The 17,858-nt window shown below is 68.0% G+C and carries 14 protein-coding genes; 4 read left to right on the top strand and 10 right to left on the bottom strand.

Translation table 11 applies throughout. The annotated features are described in order from the left end of the window. The first annotated feature begins 138 nt into the window (after positions 1-138). Positions 139-3,030, top strand: a complete 2,892-nt coding sequence (locus tag K7711_RS40405; protein WP_222977100.1) for an ATP-binding protein — start codon at positions 139-141, stop codon at positions 3,028-3,030. Here K7711_RS40405 and K7711_RS40400 read toward each other — a convergent pair. The 9 genes from K7711_RS40400 to K7711_RS40360 form a co-directional block, all read right to left on the bottom strand. Further along, a complete protein-coding gene (locus K7711_RS40400; RefSeq protein WP_222977098.1) occupies positions 2,994-3,359 on the bottom strand; it encodes a WhiB family transcriptional regulator in 366 nt (121 codons plus the stop codon). The two genes, K7711_RS40405 and K7711_RS40400, sit on opposite strands and share 37 nt — an antisense overlap. A gap of 108 nt (positions 3,360-3,467) precedes the next feature. Further along, positions 3,468-3,935, bottom strand: a complete 468-nt coding sequence (locus K7711_RS40395; protein ID WP_222977096.1) for a winged helix DNA-binding protein — start codon at positions 3,933-3,935, stop codon at positions 3,468-3,470. A gap of 69 nt (positions 3,936-4,004) precedes the next feature. After that, positions 4,005-5,144, bottom strand: a complete 1,140-nt coding sequence (locus tag K7711_RS40390) for a GAF domain-containing protein (RefSeq protein ID WP_235748530.1) — start codon at positions 5,142-5,144, stop codon at positions 4,005-4,007. Between the two features lie 259 nt (positions 5,145-5,403). Further along, a complete protein-coding gene (locus K7711_RS40385) occupies positions 5,404-6,057 on the bottom strand; it encodes a hypothetical protein (protein ID WP_222977088.1) in 654 nt (217 codons plus the stop codon). A 219-nt stretch (positions 6,058-6,276) separates the two neighbouring features. Beyond that, entirely contained in the window at positions 6,277-7,008 is a 732-nt protein-coding gene (locus K7711_RS40380) for a MerR family transcriptional regulator (protein ID WP_222977086.1), read from the bottom strand. A 67-nt stretch (positions 7,009-7,075) separates the two neighbouring features. After that, positions 7,076-9,502, bottom strand: a complete 2,427-nt coding sequence (locus K7711_RS40375) for a serine/threonine-protein kinase (protein WP_222977084.1) — start codon at positions 9,500-9,502, stop codon at positions 7,076-7,078. 125 nt (positions 9,503-9,627) lie between these two features. Beyond that, a complete protein-coding gene (locus K7711_RS40370) occupies positions 9,628-11,166 on the bottom strand; it encodes an amino acid permease (protein ID WP_222977069.1) in 1,539 nt (512 codons plus the stop codon). Between the two features lie 138 nt (positions 11,167-11,304). Beyond that, a complete protein-coding gene (locus K7711_RS40365) occupies positions 11,305-12,750 on the bottom strand; it encodes an MFS transporter (RefSeq protein ID WP_222977066.1) in 1,446 nt (481 codons plus the stop codon). Between the two features lie 138 nt (positions 12,751-12,888). Next, complete coding sequence (locus tag K7711_RS40360) at positions 12,889-13,353, bottom strand: hypothetical protein (RefSeq protein ID WP_222977064.1); 465 nt, start codon at positions 13,351-13,353, stop codon at positions 12,889-12,891. A 259-nt stretch (positions 13,354-13,612) separates the two neighbouring features. On the opposite strand from K7711_RS40360, the gene K7711_RS40355 reads away from it, so the two are divergent. Further along, positions 13,613-14,275 carry a MerR family transcriptional regulator gene (locus K7711_RS40355; protein WP_308015170.1) on the top strand — a complete coding sequence of 221 codons (663 nt, stop codon included), beginning with the start codon at positions 13,613-13,615 and terminating at the stop codon, positions 14,273-14,275. A 7-nt stretch (positions 14,276-14,282) separates the two neighbouring features. Here the strand turns inward: K7711_RS40355 and K7711_RS40350 are convergent, their stop codons facing one another. Then, entirely contained in the window at positions 14,283-16,004 is a 1,722-nt protein-coding gene (locus K7711_RS40350; protein ID WP_222977062.1) for a helix-turn-helix transcriptional regulator, read from the bottom strand. Positions 16,005-16,510: 506 nt separating this feature from the next. Between K7711_RS40350 and K7711_RS40345 the strand changes: the two genes are divergently transcribed. Next, positions 16,511-17,056, top strand: coding sequence for a TerD family protein (locus tag K7711_RS40345; protein ID WP_222977055.1), 546 nt, complete (start codon positions 16,511-16,513; stop codon positions 17,054-17,056). A gap of 468 nt (positions 17,057-17,524) precedes the next feature. Continuing rightward, positions 17,525-17,842 carry an aggregation-promoting factor C-terminal-like domain-containing protein gene (locus tag K7711_RS40340; protein ID WP_222977053.1) on the top strand — a complete coding sequence of 106 codons (318 nt, stop codon included), beginning with the start codon at positions 17,525-17,527 and terminating at the stop codon, positions 17,840-17,842. Positions 17,843-17,858 lie beyond the last annotated feature (16 nt).

Below are 17,858 nucleotides of genomic sequence, written 5' to 3'. Positions count from 1 at the left end.
GAAGGGTTGCGGAGCCGAGGCGACACGCCGACTCGGACAAATGCGACACACCGATCGCGAAAAGTGAGCAGTGCCCGAATGTTCGGCGAGGGGCCGCCGGTGAGTAGTATCGAGCGCCTGGCAGGAGCTGGAGTTGGTATGTCGGACGTTTCCCATGGCGGCGGCGAGGACGGCGCGCACGATCGTCGCCTGGTCGGCCGCGAACGCGAGCTGATCGTCGTCGCCGAGCGGCTCGCACGAACCGTCGCCGGACACGGCGGCGTCGTGATCATCGACGGTGCGCCCGGGGTCGGCAAGACCTCACTGCTCGAGCGGATCGTCGACTCGGCGGACCGGGTGCACATGCGGGTATTGGCCTGCGCCGCCAGCGAACTCGAGATGCACACGCCGTTCGCGGCGACGCGGACCTGGTCGACCGCCGACTGGTTCACCGACGCGATCCCGGCGGAGCTGATCGACCGCTCGCGGTCGCTGCTGCGTGGCGACGCCACGGCCGCGGGCGATGCGGTCGGCTGGGCGAACTCCGTGATCGACACCTTCGCCGAGATCGTCGAAACGCTCTGTGCCACAGGTCCGGTCGCGGTCGTCGTGGACGATGCGCACTGGGCGGATCCGGCCACGCTGCGCACGATCGAACGGCTCGCGGAGCTGATCGACGAGTTGCCCCTGCTGATCGTGCTCGCGCTGCGCCCGCTCCCGCGCGAGGGCGTGGTGAGCGAGGTCATCGAGCGGGTGACCGGGGCGGGCGCGGCCCAGGTGCGACTCGAGCCACTGGACGATCCGGCCGGCGCGGAACTCGCCGCGGCCATACTCGGCGCGCCGGTCGGCCCCGGGCTGGTCCGCGCGCTCACCTGGGCGGCCGGAAATCCCTTGTTCATCACCGAATTGGTGGCCGGGCTGCGGCAGGCCGGACAGCTCACGATCACCGCCGACGGGGCGGCGGAACTCGCCACCGGGGCGCCCGGTGCAGGCGCCGACCCACACCTTCCGGTCTCGCTGACCGAGGCGATCCTGCGCCGCCTGGACTATCTGCCGACGAATGCGCAGCGGGTGCTCTCGCTCGCGGCCGCCCTGGGCGCGGGCGTCGAGGCGGGCGAGCTGGCCAGCGTGCTGGGAGCCGGGGCCGCGGAGATCGAGGAGATCGTCGCCCTGGCAACCGATGTCGGGGTGCTGATCTCCGGACGCACGGGCCTGATCTTCCGGCACGATCTGATCCGCCGGGTGTTCGCCGACCAGGTGCCCGGGACCACCCGGGCCAGTCTGCAGTGGCATGCCGCGCAGACCCTGATCGGCACGGGCGGACCGATCGAACGCATTGCCGGATATCTGATTTCGGCCGGAGTCCAGCTGGATTCGGCGAGCATCGACTGGTTGCTCACCTCGGCGAACCGGCTGATGATCCGCGCACCCGAGAGCGCCGTGCGACTGCTGAGCACGACCATCACCTCGGATCCGCAGGCCCCCGCCGCGAATCGGCTGCGAATGCTCCTCGTGCGCGCCCTGCTGTGGAGCGGGCGCGCGGCCGAGGCCGAGCGCGTGGCGCGCGAAGCTCTGGAAGGACTGCCCGACCCCGGGCAGCGGCAGCGCGGGGATTTCCTGTGGCTGCTCTCCCAGGCATGTCTTGCCCAGGGCAAAGTCGCTGCCGCACACGAGGTTTCGACCACGGCCGTGCGCGAGGGCGCGCCCCCGGTCCGCGAGGCGCGGCATCAGGGCGTCCTGGCCGTGGTCTCCCATCTGCTGGATCGGCTCGACGACGCGGAACGGGCCGCCGATCGCGCCCGCACCCTCGGTTTCGAACTCGCCGATCCGGTCTCGATCGGCATGGCGCAGTTCGCGCTCGGACTGGTCCGGTACTACCAGGGCCGCCTCGAGGAATGTATCGAGCTGGGCGACAACCTGATTCGGCAGTACGAGGCCCTGAGTCAGGGCCGCAGCACCTTCGCGCACTTCAATCCGTACCTGGTCAGCGGCCAGTGCCTGATGGAACTGGACCAGCCCGAGCGGGCCGAGGAGGTCCTCACCGCCACGGTCGATTACGAGGAGCGCAGCGGCGGCGCGATGCAGACCGCGAACCTGCTGGCAGTGGGCAAACTGCATTTCACCAGCGGCCGCTGGGACGACGCTCTGGCCGCACTGGCCCGATGCCACGACACCGCGGACGTGTTCGGCTACGCGCGCGTCGCGCCGAGCCTGATCGCCCTGATCGGCGTCTACCGGGGAACCTTCACCGACACACCGGATTCCATCCCGCCGCTGATCGACGACATCGCCGGCCGCACGGGTCTGCACGTGCGCGCCTGGGCTCGGGCGGTGGCCCTCGAACGCGACCGGCGGCCCGGCGAGGCGCTGGATCTGCTGCTGGCCACGTGCGCGCGGGTCGAGTCGCCGTGGACCGAGATCACGCTCTACCACATCTATCCGGAGATGGCCCGGCTCGCGGCGGTCACCGAACGTCCGGCGGATCTGGAGGCGATCGCGCGCGCCGCGCAGCAGTCCGACGAGCGGATCGCGACCAGCTCCCGGCATGCCACCGCGCTGCTGTGTACCGGTCTGGCACAACAGGATCCGGGCCTGCTCGCCGAGTCGGCCGAACTGTTCACCGCGGCCGGGCGACCGTTCTACACCGCGCACGCGCAGGAGAACCTGGCCGCGGTGTACGCGCGGGCGGGCCGCACGGATGCCGCGCGCTCGGCCTCGGACGCGGCCGTCGAGGTGTACGCCGGGATGGATGCGCAATGGGCGGTCGCGCGCGCGGAGGCCCGACTGCGCAGTCTGGGGCTGCGGCACGGCCGCCGCGGCCCGCGCAACCGCCCGAAATCCGGTTGGGCCGCACTGACTCCCACCGAACGGCGGGTCGCCGATTTCGTCACCGAGGGTTTGTCGAATTCCCAGATCGCCGCGCAGATGCTGCTGTCCCGGCGAACCGTGCAGACGCACGTCTCGAGCATTCTGGCCAAACTCGACTTCACCTCCCGGGTACAGATCGCCGTCAGTCATGCCAATGGCACTCGGCCCCAGGAGGTTCGATAACCACTGTGCGGTGTCCGATGTTCGGTGCGTGATCGCGACGTCCGGGAATTCTCCAGAAACGTCCGGCGCTCCTCCTCGGTCATTCCGCCCCACACTCCGAACGGCTCACCGACCGCGAGTGCGTACTCCCGGCAGCGATCCAGTACCGGACAGCTGTGGCAGATGCGTTTGGCCAGGTAAGCGCGTTCGATGCGAGCCCGGCCGCGCTCACCGTCGGGATGGAAGAAAACCTCCGAATCCACTCCGCGACAATGTCCGTCGAGCTGCCATTCCCACGCCTCGGAGGTCGAGGGGTAGTAACGTGCGACGTCGGGGAATGCGGCGAGCATGGCCCGAATCTACCGAAATTCCCGGAAAGGCCGATCGCGATATCTTCCCGTGATCGGGAAATGCCTTCGCGGGCGGCGAGATTCGTGCACCGCGGCGATCGCCGGCAATCAGGTCCGCGCTCGCTGGGGAGAAATCCGCGGCTCGGGTGTGCGGTCACCGAGAATCTCGTCGGCCAGGACGCTCAGGCCCAACATGATTCGGTTCATCTGCGCATCGGTGAGCTCCGGGAATACCGCGCGCACGCCCTCCTCGATGGGCATCGAGGTGTCGGGCACCTGTTTGCGCGCCGCGCTGCCGGGGCGCACGGCGACCAGCGTGCGGCGACCGTCGCGGGGATCCTGAGAAACCTGGAAGATACCCTGTTCCCGCAGGCGCACAACGGTTTTCGAGACGAAGCTCTGCGCCAGACCGGTCCGTTCGGCGATATCGCCGATGGCCGAGTCCGGATGCCCGGTGACATCCTGCACGATCGCCACCATCCCGGCCGACATCTGCCGATCACCGGTGTACCCGGTCGAACTCGACGCGATCTCGCGCAGCACACGAACCAACCGGTGCAGTTCGGCGATATTCATACCACTCGATGATACATCTACGTTAATGCGCCTCTCACCAGCTGCAACAATCCATCACCACCGAGGAGATCACGGTTCACGCCAGGAGACTCGACCACGCACGGGCACAGGCTCCTCGGCCATCGCCGTGCGACACCGCGTCCGTTCCACCACCATGCGGGCGGGTTTGACCGATACGGACTCCTCCGGCACCGCGGAGCGCACGAATTCGGCGATCGCCAGATGCCGGGCCGAGTAACCGGGATAGGGATACAGCGACAGCGACGCGGGAGTGTAACCGCCGCAATGGTTCAGCACCCGCAGGGACACCGTCGCGGCCAGGCCCGAGCGCAGCCGTTCGGCCACCTCGGCCAGCTGCGCACGGTCGTCCGGATGGAACACTTCGACCGGGGAGGCCAGATTGTCCCAGCGCACCCAGGGCGCCGGATCGGTCAGCCAGTGCGAAATACTCGCGTGCTCCACCTGCAGCACGCCCAGATGCGTCCCGGCGCGACGATGCGCCTCGCGCAGGGCGACCCGCTCCAGCGTGGTCACCTGCGCACCGGGATCGACCGGGCCGGTGTCCTCGATCAGCAGCCACGCACCCTGGGTGCGCAGATCGTCGCGCGCTCGCATGGAGATCAGCCAGCGGGCCGAAATCCCCACTGTCACTTCGAATTGCAGGCTCGCACCCGGATTCGGATCGTAGAGCAGATCCAGCACCTCGGCGTGCCGGTCGAAACCGGTCCAGCGATGGAACAGCTCCGCGATCGACATCGTCGGCGCGTAATGCTCCGGCGACATCCCGGCCAGTTCGGTCACCCCGGCGGGCAACCGGACGGTCTGCGAGGCCATGTCCCAGATCCCGCCGACCGCGGGAGGCGGCAGCGGCGCTCGCGCATCGGCCGGTCCGATCCACAGCCGCACCGCGTGCACGTCACCCGCGGGCCCGAGGACCGGGCGGGCGAGCATCCGGTGCGGACCGGCATCGGTCACCACCCGCAGATCCACATCGACCGCATCGCGGGACGCGGTCGTGAGGGCCTCGCAGGCAGTTCTGGTGGACAGGCCGTAGGCCGAGGGCATCTTGGCCAGCAGCCGCTGCACGACGCGCTGCCAACCGGCGAACTCCCGCGGCTCTCCGCCGACCGACGCCGCCGACATGCCTTCGGGCGCCAACATCTCCACCGTCAGCCACGGGCTGGTGCGCGGTACTCCAAACGACCCCATGCCAAGCATGCAACCCCGCGGCGATCGCGGAAACATCCGCCAAGATACGTAGACGAACAACATTTCCGGGCGGAAGGTTCCGGCACCACGGCAACGGCCGAACAGGCAAGACATCAGTTTCGGGGGCGAGGGTGCCGCGCGCCGCACGGACCCGCCGCAACCAACTGTTGAAATCGAAACTATGTTGCCGACACCGTACCGTCAAACACCATCGGCACATCCACAGCCGATTCCCAGTTCCGGGAACCGTTCGCGTTCCTCAGCCGCACTGCGGGCGGGTGGCGTTGCAACCGCCGTGGCTGTTGTTGGGCGCCACGCTGTTCTGCGGATCCGGCTGCACCGGCGGAGCCATGATGTTCCAGAGCATCGCACCGTCCCGCAGCCACTGATTGAAGGCCGAGCCGGGCGCCGGAACCGGCAGGGACCGCTGCAGATCCGCCGCCGGGGCCGGAACCGAGTTCTGACTCCCGTCAGGATTCGACCGATGCGGCAGGGTGATGTTCGGGACCACGTTGCCCTGCTCACTGTGACGCGGGGCCGACTGCGCGGGACCGGTCGGATTGGAGAGCGAATTCGCGGGGGCCGACTGCGCGGGCGCGGAATGCTGCGAAGGGGACGAGAGCGAGGGAGACGAGAGCGATGGGGACGAGTGGGACGGCCCCGAGTAGGACGGTCCCGAGTGGACGCTGGGCGTCCCGCTGTTGTGTGATCCCGGCGAGCTCGTGCCGGAGTGCGACGTACCGGCCGGACTCGAGTGCCCGCCGCCACTGCTGTGGCCGCCGCCGCCCGATCCGGGAGCCGCACCTGCCAGGCCCGCCGAACCGATCGACACCGCGACCGCCACCGCGACGCAGGTCAGGAACCGCGAACCGAAGGGATTCCGCTGAACACCGTTGAGCTTCGAGACATTCATCTTGGTACCGTCCGTCGACGTCTTATAAGAAGGGCTGCCCGGCGACGTCGATCTCGCGAGCAGTGCTTATCACCCGTTTAATGTACCGCTAGACAACGGCACATTAAACTCGCAAGCTTTCCACTGCTGGGAACTTCGCGACGATATGAGATATGCGGGGCCACGCCCGCGCGGTGACGCCCTGCGCGGCGCGATCCGCCGGGCGCAGACGGGTCGGGCTCAGCCCTCGGCGAGCACTTCGGTCAGCTCGGTGTCGCCGTCCAGATATTTGGTGATGGACCGCTCGACCAGCTCCGTGGCGGTCTGCACGGCTACCGCGCGCGTCGCGGTGAGCTGATCGGCCAAGTGCGCCAGATCATCCGGGCCGCGCCCGGACTCCTGGTACTGCGACCAGGCGGTGCGCTGGAACAACTCCACCACCCGGCGCCCGATGCGGTCGCAGTCGGTGCGCATCTTCTCCAGGTCGGCGAGAATCTCCTCGGCCGGCAGCCCGATGCCGGTCAGCTGCTCGACCACCCGCACCAGCTTCGCATCGACCACCCGGTAGGTCGCCGCGTCCACCGGCTCGTACAACCCCAGGCCGACCACGCGGGCCAGACCGTGCGAGACGTTGCTGTACCGCTCGGCGAGTTCGGTGGCGGCGATCGTGTCATCGGACGACGGTTCGATCTCCGTCGACGCGTCCGGCTCGATGACGCCCAGGATGTCACCGAGATCGTCACCCCGATCCCATGCCTCGAGCAGCTCACGGATCCCGTTGAGCTTGATCCCGCGATCCAGCAACCGGCTGATGGTGGCCACCCGATTCAGATGTTCGGGCCCGTAGAACCCCGTTCTGCCACGGACCTCCGGGGAGGGCAGCACGCCGCGTTCGTGATACACGCGAAGACTGCGCACCGTCGTCCCCGCCGCCCGCGCGAGCTCATCGATCGTGTACTCCGCACTCGCCATACATAAAGGAAACCACACCGAAATACCCGTGGGTATCTTCGCGGGTGGGTATCGCCGCCGTCGGCGGTCACCACCAGCTGCGCGGACGCACCTGATTGGCCAGATCGATGAGCCGATACCGGTGCCAACGGTCGGGCGCGATCTGGGCCAGTGCGCGCAGACTCGATTCCAGTCCCTGCCGCAAACCGGTAGCGGTGACCGGGAATCCGAGGATGCTCTGCAGCCGCGCGGGCTGGGCGCCGGCGCGCAGCCACTCCACCGCCGCACCCACCACGATCACCTTCAACTGCAGGGTGCGCGGGTCGTCCGGCAGGGCCGTCAGGCGCGCGGCCGCGGTGTCGAGGTCACGCTCGGTGATCTCGGCGGTCGGCCGCGAGACCAGCAGCAGCGAGCCGGTCATCTGGGCGATGGCGTGATGCCGGGACGCGGCGGGCACCTCGTCCAGCACCGCGACCGCCTCGAGCAGCTCGCCGTCCGCGGCCAGCCGCCTGGCCAGCCCGAACGCGGCGCTGACCACGCCGTGATTGGTGCGCCACACCGTGCGGTAGTGCTCCATCGCGGCATCGTGCAGCCGATCGGGATCACCCGGTTCGTCCAGATGCTGCAGCATCAGCTCCGCGGCGGCGGCCAGCGCCAGCGGCGGGGCGATCTCACCGGGGACCATCGAGTGCACGGTGTCGAAATGCCGGTAACCCAGCTCGAAATCGCCGTCCAGCAGCGCGGCGACACCGAGATGCCATTCGATGCGCCAGTCGTCGGCGTGACGGGGAGCCAATTCGTCGAGCAACGCCCGAGCCTGGACCACATCACCCAGCTCGATATGGGCCTGCGCCGCGGCCAGCGCACCCTCGAGTTCGAAGGATTCCGGCTCGGCCACGACCCCGGCCGCGATCCGAGCGCTGGTGCGCCGCAACGCGTCCAGGACCTGATGCGGGTCACCGCGCAGCAGCGGCAGCAGCAGTTCGGCGCTGGGATCCTCGGTGTCGATCAGCGGCGCCGGAAGCGCCGCCACCACATCGGCCACATCCACCATGGGCATGCGCTGCGTGCCGTCGATCACGCGATCGGTCTGTCCGATGAGCGTGTCGATGCCGAAATCGCCCAGTATGGAGGCGAATTCGGCCGACGCCTGGGGATGTTCTCGGCCGCTGTCCACGGCCAGCACCATCCGCAGCACTCCGACCAGCTGGCAGTACATCGCATACGCCGAGGGGAAACGTCGGCGCGGATCGGGTTCGGTTGCCCGGCAGAGCAACCGGTGCAATCCCGGATACCGCCGCAGCAGCGGCTCCTGCTCCGGCGAGGGGATCACCGGGGCCAGGTTGCCGTCCCGCTCGACCGGCAGCTCGAGCATCAGCGCGGCCAGGGTCCGCCCGACCGAATACAGGTCCGCGGCCACGGTCGGCCCGGTCTCGGTGATCTCCGGCGCCTGGTATCCCGGTGTGCCGTAGATACTTCCGTAGGAATCGAGTGCGGCGACCGCGCCGAGGTCGATGAGTTTGACCTCGTCCTCGCTGACCATGATGTTGTCGGGTTTGAGATCGTTGTAGGCCAGGCCGAACGAATGCAGGTAGTCCAGCGCGGGCAGTACCTCCATCAAATATGCGATCGCCTCGGCCACCGGGATACGCTGTGGCGCAAGTACATCGAGCATCTTCTTGAGCGACCGCCCGCCGACGTACTCCATGACGATGTATCCGGCCGCGATATCGCGGCCGCCGGAGGCGTGCTTGACGAAGTTGTGGATCTTGACGATGCCCGGATAGGCCATCTCCGAGAGGAACTGCCGTTCGGCCAGCGCCACCACGTGCGCCTCGAAGTCGAGCGGATTCTGCAACCCCTTGAGCACCACCCAGCGGTCACTGACGTTGCGGTCCACGGCCAGATACACCCAGCCCAGGCCGCCGTGCGCGAGGCAGCCCTGGACCTCGTACTGCCCGGCGACCAATTCGCCCGGCCCCAGCGCGGGCCGGAAGTTGAACGGTGAGCCGCAGGCCGCACAGGTGCCGCTGATCTCCCCGGGGCCGTCGGTGGTCCGGCGGCCGACCGGCGCATCGCACTTCCAGCAGAATCGTTTGATCTCGTGTACTTCGGGATCGGTCAGCACCGCGGCACGCGGATCGAGTGGAGTCACCTTGGGCATCTCCACCAGCCCGCCACCCAACTTGCGCACACTGGGCCGGGACCGGGCGCTGCGGCCCGATCCACGACCGGTGTCGGCCTCGGGGTCCGATTCGACCGCGGCCGAATCGGATTCGGCCAGCAGTTCGAGTTCGAACTCGGCCTCGTCGCGCCGGCGCGCCACCGGACGGGCGCGCTGTGCCGAAAACCGCTCCGACAGGACCGGATTCGGGATCCGCCCCTCGGGCGGGACGGGGCCCCGAGTGGCCCACGGATGAGTCGTCGACCGACGCGGCATCTCGCTTCCGCGCATGCGCCGATTGGCCCACGGGTGCGGCAGCGGTTGGTCGGGCGCCTCGGAGTGCTCGGGCATGGGAACCTTTCGTACCCATAGGTGAGTCGGGCTCTCATTCTGGTCCGCCATCGCTATCGTCGTGGAGGAGTTGTTCCCTCCGGTGGGAATATGCTTGCCAGGCGTCGGCTCGGTCCCCGGGACGCTCAGGTCCGGTCGGACTCGACCACCACATCCACCGTCAGATCCTGCGAATCCGGTTCGGGCGCAGGCGGTTCGGGCAGGTGCGGCGACTGCGCGCTCACCGCGCGCCAGGTCGCCGCGACATCGGCGGCCCGTTTACGGGCCAGCAACCAGCCGGTGGTCAGCACCGGCAGCATGACCACCACGACCGCGATCACCGCGCCGCGTTGCACGACGTCGTCGCTGACCGCCATCAGCACGACCACGCTGAGCAGGAACACCAGCGTGAGCACCCCGGTCCACGGCGCACCCGGCAGCCGGAACGCCGGGCGCTGCGCCAGGCCCTTGCGGCTCCATTGCCACAGGCGCAGCTGGCAGGCCACGATCACAGACCACGCGGTGATGGTGCCCAGCGCCGACATGTTCAGCACGATCTCGAACGCCTTGTCCGGCACCACGGCGTTGAGACCGACGCCGATCAGCGCGATCGCGCCGGTGGCGAGAATGCCGACGTAGGGCACGCCCGAGCTGGACATCCGCGCGCCCAGGGCCGGTGCGCTGCCGTTCACCGACATCGAGCGCAGAATGCGGCCGGTCGAGTACAGCCCGGCGTTCAGGCTGGAGAAGCCCGCGGTCAGCACGACCAGGTTCATGATGCTGCCCGCGCCGTGCACGCCGAGCCGGGCGAAGAAGGTCACGAACGGACTCTGCCCGCCCACGAAATCGCCGAACGGCAGCAGCAGGCCCAGCAGCACCAGGGACCCGACGTAGAACAGTGCGATCCGCGCGATCACGGTATTGATCGCGCGCGGCATGACCTGCTCCGGACGTTCCGCCTCGCCCGCCGCGGTGCCGACCAATTCCACTGCGGCGTAGGCGAATACCACACCCGTGGTCACGGTGACCAGCGGCAGCACACCGACCGGGAACAGCCCGCCGTTCGCGGCCAGCAGACCGAATCCGGTCTGCTGCCCGCCGATGGTGAACCGGCCGCCGAGGATGATCGAGCCGACGACCAGGAAGGCGACCAGGGCGACGACCTTGATCAGCGCGACCCAGAATTCCAGTTCACCGAACCAGCGCACCGAGATCAGGTTGAACCCGACCACGATCACCAGGGCCACCAACGCGATCGCCCACTGCGGGATGACCTCGGTCACGCCCCAGTAGTGCACATAGGTGGCGATGGCGGTGATGTCGACGATGCCGGTCATGCACCAGTGGAAGAAGTACATCCAGCCGACGCCGAAAGCCAGTTTCTCCCCGTAGAACTCGCGCGCGTAGGACACGAACGATCCCGAGGACGGCCGGTGTGCGACCAGTTCACCGAGGGCCCGCAGCACGAAGAAGACGAAGACGCCGCATACCGCGTACACCAGGAACAGTCCGGGCCCGGCGTGTTCGAGCCGATCCGCCGATCCCAGGAACAATCCGGTGCCGATGGCGCCGCCGATGGCGATCATCTGCAGCTGCCTGGGCCGCAGCGATTTGCGATACCCGGTGTCCTCGTGATGTAGGCCTGCGGACGGAGCGGTCGACCTGGGCGGGTGAACGGCTGTCATGACACGGCCTTTCAGGTGACGAAAATCATATCGCCACCTAATGTACCGCCAAACATCGGCACATTAATCCCAACCCTGGGAACCCAGCGGGCCCGGCCGAAGCACTGACGCGCTCGACCGGGCCCGGGAATGCTCTGCTCAGACGCGCGTTCGACCGGACTCCCCGAGCTCGTCCGCATTCGCCTTGGACAGCGGATCGGCGATGTGTTCCAGGGACTTCCCCTCGGCGTCCACACCGAAGAACCAGGCGACCAGGCCGCCGAAGATCATCGCCGCCGCTCCGATGAGATAGCCGATCGCCAGCGGCAACCGATCCGGACTCGGATTGTCGGCCCCGCCCACCAGGAGGCTGAACAGATAGGGCGCCAGCACGCCGCCCGCACCCTGGGAGATGGCGAAGAAGAACGAGATGGCCTGGCCGCGCAGCTCCAGCGGGAAGATCTCGCTCACCGTGAGATAGGCCGAGGACGCACCGGCCGAGGCGAAGAAGAAGATGACGCACCAGAACGCGGTCTGTGTGGCGGCATTGAGGATCCCGGCGTGGAATGCCCACGCGGACAGGGCGAGTAGGACACCGGACACCACGTACGTCCCGCAGATCATCTTGCGGCGCCCGATGCTGTCGAACAGTGGTCCCAGCACGATCGGGCCGATCAGATTGCCGATCGCGAAGGGGAAGAAGTAGTACCCGGTGTGATCGTCGGGCACGTGATAGAAGTGGGTCAGGACCTGCGCCTCGGTGAAGAAGATGGCGTTGTAGAGGAATGCCTGGGTCACCATCATGGTGAATCCGAGGAAGGACCGGGACGGGTAGCGGCCGAAGAAGATTCGCGCCATCTGCAGATAGGACACCCGATCGCGCTCGACGATCTCCAGCGCTTGGCTCTCGTCCACCGGCGGCAGGTCCACTCCCCTGCTGCGCACGTGCTCCTCGATCTCGTCCACGGTGCGTTCGGCCTCCATGGCCCGGCCGTGGGTCAGCAGCCACCGCGGGCTCTCCGGGATCTGGCGACGCAGGAAGATGATGATGAATCCGAGTACCGGGCCGATGAAGAACCCGATGCGCCAACCCCATTCGACGGGCACGAAGTGCTCGTTGTACAGCAGCAGACTGGCCGCGGCGCCCAGAGCCGCACCGCCCCAGTAGGTTCCGTTGATCGCGATATCCACCCGGCCGCGGTATTTCGAGGGCATGATCTCGTCGATCGCGGAGTTGATGGCGGTGTACTCGCCGCCGATTCCCATGCCCGCGATGAACCGGAAGACGAACAGCGACATCGCGTTCCAGGAGAACCCGGCCAGCCCGCTGCCGATCAGATAGATCGCCAGGGTCAGGATGAACAGCTTCTTGCGGCCGAGTTTGTCGGTGATCCGGCCGAAGAACAGCGCGCCCACCACCTGTCCGGCCAGGTACCACGAGCCCATCGCACCGACCTCACCGTGGGTCAGGTGCAGGGTGTGCTGGTTCTGCAGCAACGAGCCCATGCTGGAGACGATCTGGATCTCCAGCCCGTCCAGGATCCAGGACACCCCGAGGCCGACGACGATGAGCCAGTGGAATCTGGCCCACGGCAACCGGTCCATTCGCGCCGGGACCAGACTTCGAATGATAGTGCTGGGTGTTGACACTGTGCTGTCACCTCGATGGGAACGGACGGATTCGGCTGCCGCGAGCGACGATCCGGTACTCCGGAGGCCGACTCGCGGTGCCAATGTAGTGGGTCAGCCGCAGGCGGTGCCGGTGGACTGCAAACCTCGGCCCAGCACGAGATGCCGCCGGGGCACGGCCGACGCACGCTCCGCGTTCCGGGGGCGCTCGCTGTGCCGGATGATCCGCAGCGGAGGCTTGTGATCGACGGCGGCGATCCGATGGCGATCCAGATTCTCCAGAACCCGCCCGTTGGCGTCGTAGGCCACGCCCGCCCAGATCATCGACCGCGGGCCCATACCCCGATCCGCCAGTGCGCGAGCCGATTCCGCGCACTGACTCAGCAGCGGACAGTCCTGGCAGATCTGGACGGCGGCACGCCAGGAGTCGGGCGTGCCGACGTCCAGATCCCAGTCGTTGGGGCCCTCCGCACAGGACGGTCGCCGCGCGCTCGCGGGCGGAAATGCGGAGGAGGACGCCGAATCACGTGTCGGCGTATGCGATCCCGCCATGGGTGCGGGTATTTCGAAAGTGGTCACAGCCGTCTCCGAGGATGCCGAGGGCACGCCGCGGGACGGCGTGTCCATGGAAGGGACGTCATCGGGGCCGATCAACGGTCCCCGGAACCGGCGAAACTCGCCGTACTCGAACGCTAACCCACATCGACTCGAACCGCAATAGATTGTGCCGTCAATTAACGGTACATTGACCTACGGTCTTCAGAGACATACCGTTGACCATGGCACCGTTGTATCGCGGTACATATCGAGATGAGTTGGGCTTCCAGGGGGTCTGGCTGTGCAGGCGGAATACACGATCGATGAGCTGGCGCGGGTGGCGGATACCACCGTGCGCAGTGTGCGGGTCTATCACGAGCGTGGTCTGCTGCCCTCTCCCGAGTTGCGTGGTCGCATCGGCTATTACGGCTCCGGACATCTGCACCGGCTGCAGACCATCAGCCGCCTGCTCAGCCGCGGGATGAAGCTCAACGGCATCCGCGAACTGCTCGAGGCATGGGATCGCGGTGACGGGCTCGCCGAGGTCCTGGGCGTGCCCGGACAACCTGTCGAGCGGGCCACGATCGCGGTCACCCGCCCGCAGCCGGTGACCGATCCGACCGCGAACGCCGGACCCGCACCGGACGACCGCAAGACGCTCGCGATCCGCCGTCCCGCTCCGCAGCCAGCCGATCCGGCCACCCGCCTCGTCGATGCCGGACTGAGTTCGGCCGAGGCGCTCGCACTGATCGAACGATTACGCGCGGACTGCGATCGGATCGCCGAACGCCATGTGGGAGAACTGTTCCACCGCCTCGCCGGGCAGAGCTCCGAACGTTCCGGTCGCCTCACCGATGATCGCGCCGGAGGGGATTCCCCTACCGAGACCGCCCGTCTCGCGGTGACGCGCGCACTCACCGAACTGCTGGATCACGCCTTCACCGGGCACCGGAACATCGCGTGAGCGCACCTCACCGACGCTGCGCGTACGCCACCGCCACCTGAACGCGCGAACGCAGGCCGAGTTTGGACAGGATGTTCGACACGTGCGTCTGCACGGTTCGCCGGGACAGGAACATCTTCTCGGCGATCTCGGCATTGGAGCATCCCTGCGCCACCTGCACCGCGACCTTCTCCTCGGTCACGGTCAGCGCATCCCATCCGGTCTTGGGCCGCCCGCGCGGACCCCGCGGACCCCGCACACCACGCCGCACACCCAGTTCGCGCAGCCGGGCCTGCACCCGCGCGGTCTCCGGTACCGCGCCGAGCTCCTCGTAACGTCGCACCGCGGTCTCCAGCGCGGTGCGGGCCTCCGCCGTGCGGCCGTTGCGGACCAGCATCTCCGCCAGGTTCTCCCCCGCCAGTGCGGCGAACCGGGGACGCTCCGAGCGCGCGAATTCCGCCACGGTCTCGGCGACCACGTCCACATCGCCGTCGGCGAGTCCGCGGAACAACCGGACCGTGGTCGGGTCACTGGGCGCCGACAGGCTCTCCACCAGCGATTCCGCGGCTGCGGCGGCCACCGTGCCCGAGATCAGTTCGGCCACCCGATCCACCGCGGCCATCGGCGGAGTCGCTGGTCTCGTCGTCTCGCCCGCGCCCGTGGCGGGCTCGGCGATCCGCATCAGGTGCAGCCCGGCCACCTCGACGTGCCGGCGCAACGTCGCCCGGATCGACGGGGACACCTGCTCGGCGAGGACCCGGCGAATCAGATCGTGCCGGAAGACCAACTCGTCACCGTCGTGCACCAGCACGCGCGCCTCGACCGCGGTGCGGATCTCGTTCCACACATCGATCAGCGAAATCCCCAGGATCTCCGCCAGTTTCACCGGATCGATACGCGGGGTCAGCGCGGCGGCCACCTCCAGGGTGTGCCGGGCCGATTCGGGCAGGAAGTCCAGCCGGCGCGCGATCGTCACCGCCAATGCGTCCGAGAGCCCGGCCCCGGGCTCGACCGAGGTCTGACTGTGCAGCAGATCGGTGAGGTACAGCGGATTTCCGGCGGCGCCCGCGATCAGGGCGTCCAGTTGCGGTCCGGGCGGCGTGCCGAGGGACTGTTCGACCAGCCGGGTGACGTCCGCATCGGCCAACGGCCCCAATGACATTCGCCGCGCACCCACCGCGTCGAACTCCGAGAGCAGGCGCGGCAGGCCCGGCCCCAGCGGGTAGGGACGCATGGCCACCACGACCAGCAGCGGCATCGTGTCCACCGCGACGCCGAGCCAGCGCAACACCGACAGACTCGCCGCGTCGGCCCAGTGGATGTCGTCCACCAGCACCGCCACCGGCCCGTCCGCGCACCACTGACTCAGCAGATCCGAGATGGCGGCGGTGGCGGCGAGCTCGGAGACCGGACGTCGCGGGTCGGCGTCCTCGAACAGCGACCCCAGTCGATACCCGTCCGTGCTACCGCTCCGATCGCCCAGTGCCACGCACGAACCGATGGCCGCACCGGGAATCGACTGGTCCGCCTCGGTCGCCGCACCGAGCAGAACCCGCATCCCCGCCGTCGCGGCCATGCCGACGGCGCTGTGCAGCAGCGAGGTCTTCCCGATTCCGGGTTCGCCCTCGATCAGCACGAAAGCGCCGCCCCGAGCGGTCACGACCCGGTCGACCAGCGCGGCGATCCGCTCGATCTCCGTGCGACGCCCCACGAAAGGGGCGGCCTGCTGCAGAGGTTCGATCGCTGTCATCCGGCGTACATCACTCCCACGGTACCTACTTCGAATGCGCCGGAAGGCCCGTCGAGCCGCCGGTTCACCCGCGAATTACATCACGATAGATTTATGTCGCGCTCTGCACTACCGAAATTGCCGCAGCAGAAACACCAGCCCAACAACGGACGGCGAGCGCCCGAAGCTATCATGCTCTCGCACCTGGGAATTCGCTACGGATAGCGTCGGGGGAGCATCCCGATCATCCGAGGTGACCAGCGGGTAGCCGGCGCGGATCGGCCGAACCGCAGCGGGTCTCGGCGCGGCGCCTCGCCGCCGGATCGGCCCGTCCGATGGCGTCACCGATCCGCGCACGCCCCATCGCCCCGTCTCTCGGAGTGACGATACTTACATCTCCAGGAATGCATTTCGCGACCACGCTCGATGCGAGACCTCGCCGCCGTGGCCGTGCCGGCGGCCGGCACCTACAGTGGGACAGCATCATTGGTTCGACTGCGGGGAGTTCCGCACGGAAGGGGCGGGTCGTGCCGATCCCGTTGCGCGCCACGGACGGCGCACCGCTGGACAATATCGCGATGGGACTGGGCTGGGATGCGCCGAAGTGGCGGCTGTTCGGCCCGCGACAGAGCGATATCGACCTGAACGCGGCCGCATTGCTGTTCAGCGGCGACCAGCTGGTGGAGGCGGTCTACCACGACCGGCTGAACTCCAGCGACGGCGCGGTGCGCCTGCACGGCGACAATCTCACCGGCGAAGGCCCCGGCGACGACGAGACGATCACCCTGGACCTGGACCGGCTGTCGAGCCGGATCAACGGCGTCGCACTGCTCGTAACCTGTTACACCGGACAGACATTCGACAAGATCCAGAACGGCTTCTGCCGCCTGCTGGACCGCCGGTCCGGCAGCCAGATCACCTGGCAGACGATGTTGCGCGGGCCGCACACCGGCATGATCATGGGCATCCTGCTGCGCACGCAGGACGGCTGGCAGTACACCGAGATCGCCCAGGGCATCACCGCGGACCATCCGCGCGAGGCCATGCCGCAACTCGCCCGCTACCTATCCTGACTCACACATCCACACCCGCGCCACACATCCCACGCGCGGTGCGCACGGAACACGCCGTATCTTCCCGAACGATCTCGTAACGGTGTGGATACGGTGCGACAACCTTGCCGCATATGTCCTGAACTCGTGCTTTGCTGAGCATGCTCCTTTCGTAACCCGCCCGTGTCAGCACAGCAGGTCGATGTGGAGGGCTCCGACATGTCGAAGCAGGGAACGTCTCGTCACAGCCGGATCATCACCGAACTGCTCTGCGCCGCAGCCGTTTCGATCGGTCTCGCGACACTCTGGCAAGCGCCTCCGGCGCGCGCGGAATGCCGTGCCCTGTGCGATGACACCGCGCCCCGGACGAGCCGGGCCTCCGGATCGGCGTCGGCTGGGTCCTCGGCGGCGGGATCCTCCGCAGCCGGATCCTCCGCAGCGGGGTCTTCCGGGGCCGGATCCTCGACCCTCGGACCGAATCTCACGGGTATGGGCCTGAGCCTGGTGATGCCGGTGATGGGTTTCGCACCGCGCACACTGGCCCGGATGATCGTGCCGGCCAACGAGTTTCCCTCCTTCGACAACGTCATCACCAACGAGAGTTCGTGGAACGTCTTCGCGATCAACCCGAAGTCGGGGGCATACGGCCTGGGACAGGCGCTGCCGCCGCAGAAGATGGCCCCGTTCGGCGCGGACTGGCAGGTCAATCCCGCGACCCAGATCCGTTGGGCCTACACCTACATGTGCGAGCGATACGGCAGCCCCGACGGCGCGTGGGCGTTCTGGCAGGCCCATCACTGGTACTGAATCACCGGCGCCGCAA

The organism is Nocardia coffeae (genome assembly GCF_019890715.1).
Classification (GTDB): Bacteria; Actinomycetota; Actinomycetes; order Mycobacteriales; family Mycobacteriaceae; genus Nocardia; species Nocardia jiangxiensis.
The sequence above is the reverse complement of the archived record's forward strand: the minus strand, read 5'-3'. Positions and strand labels throughout refer to the sequence as shown.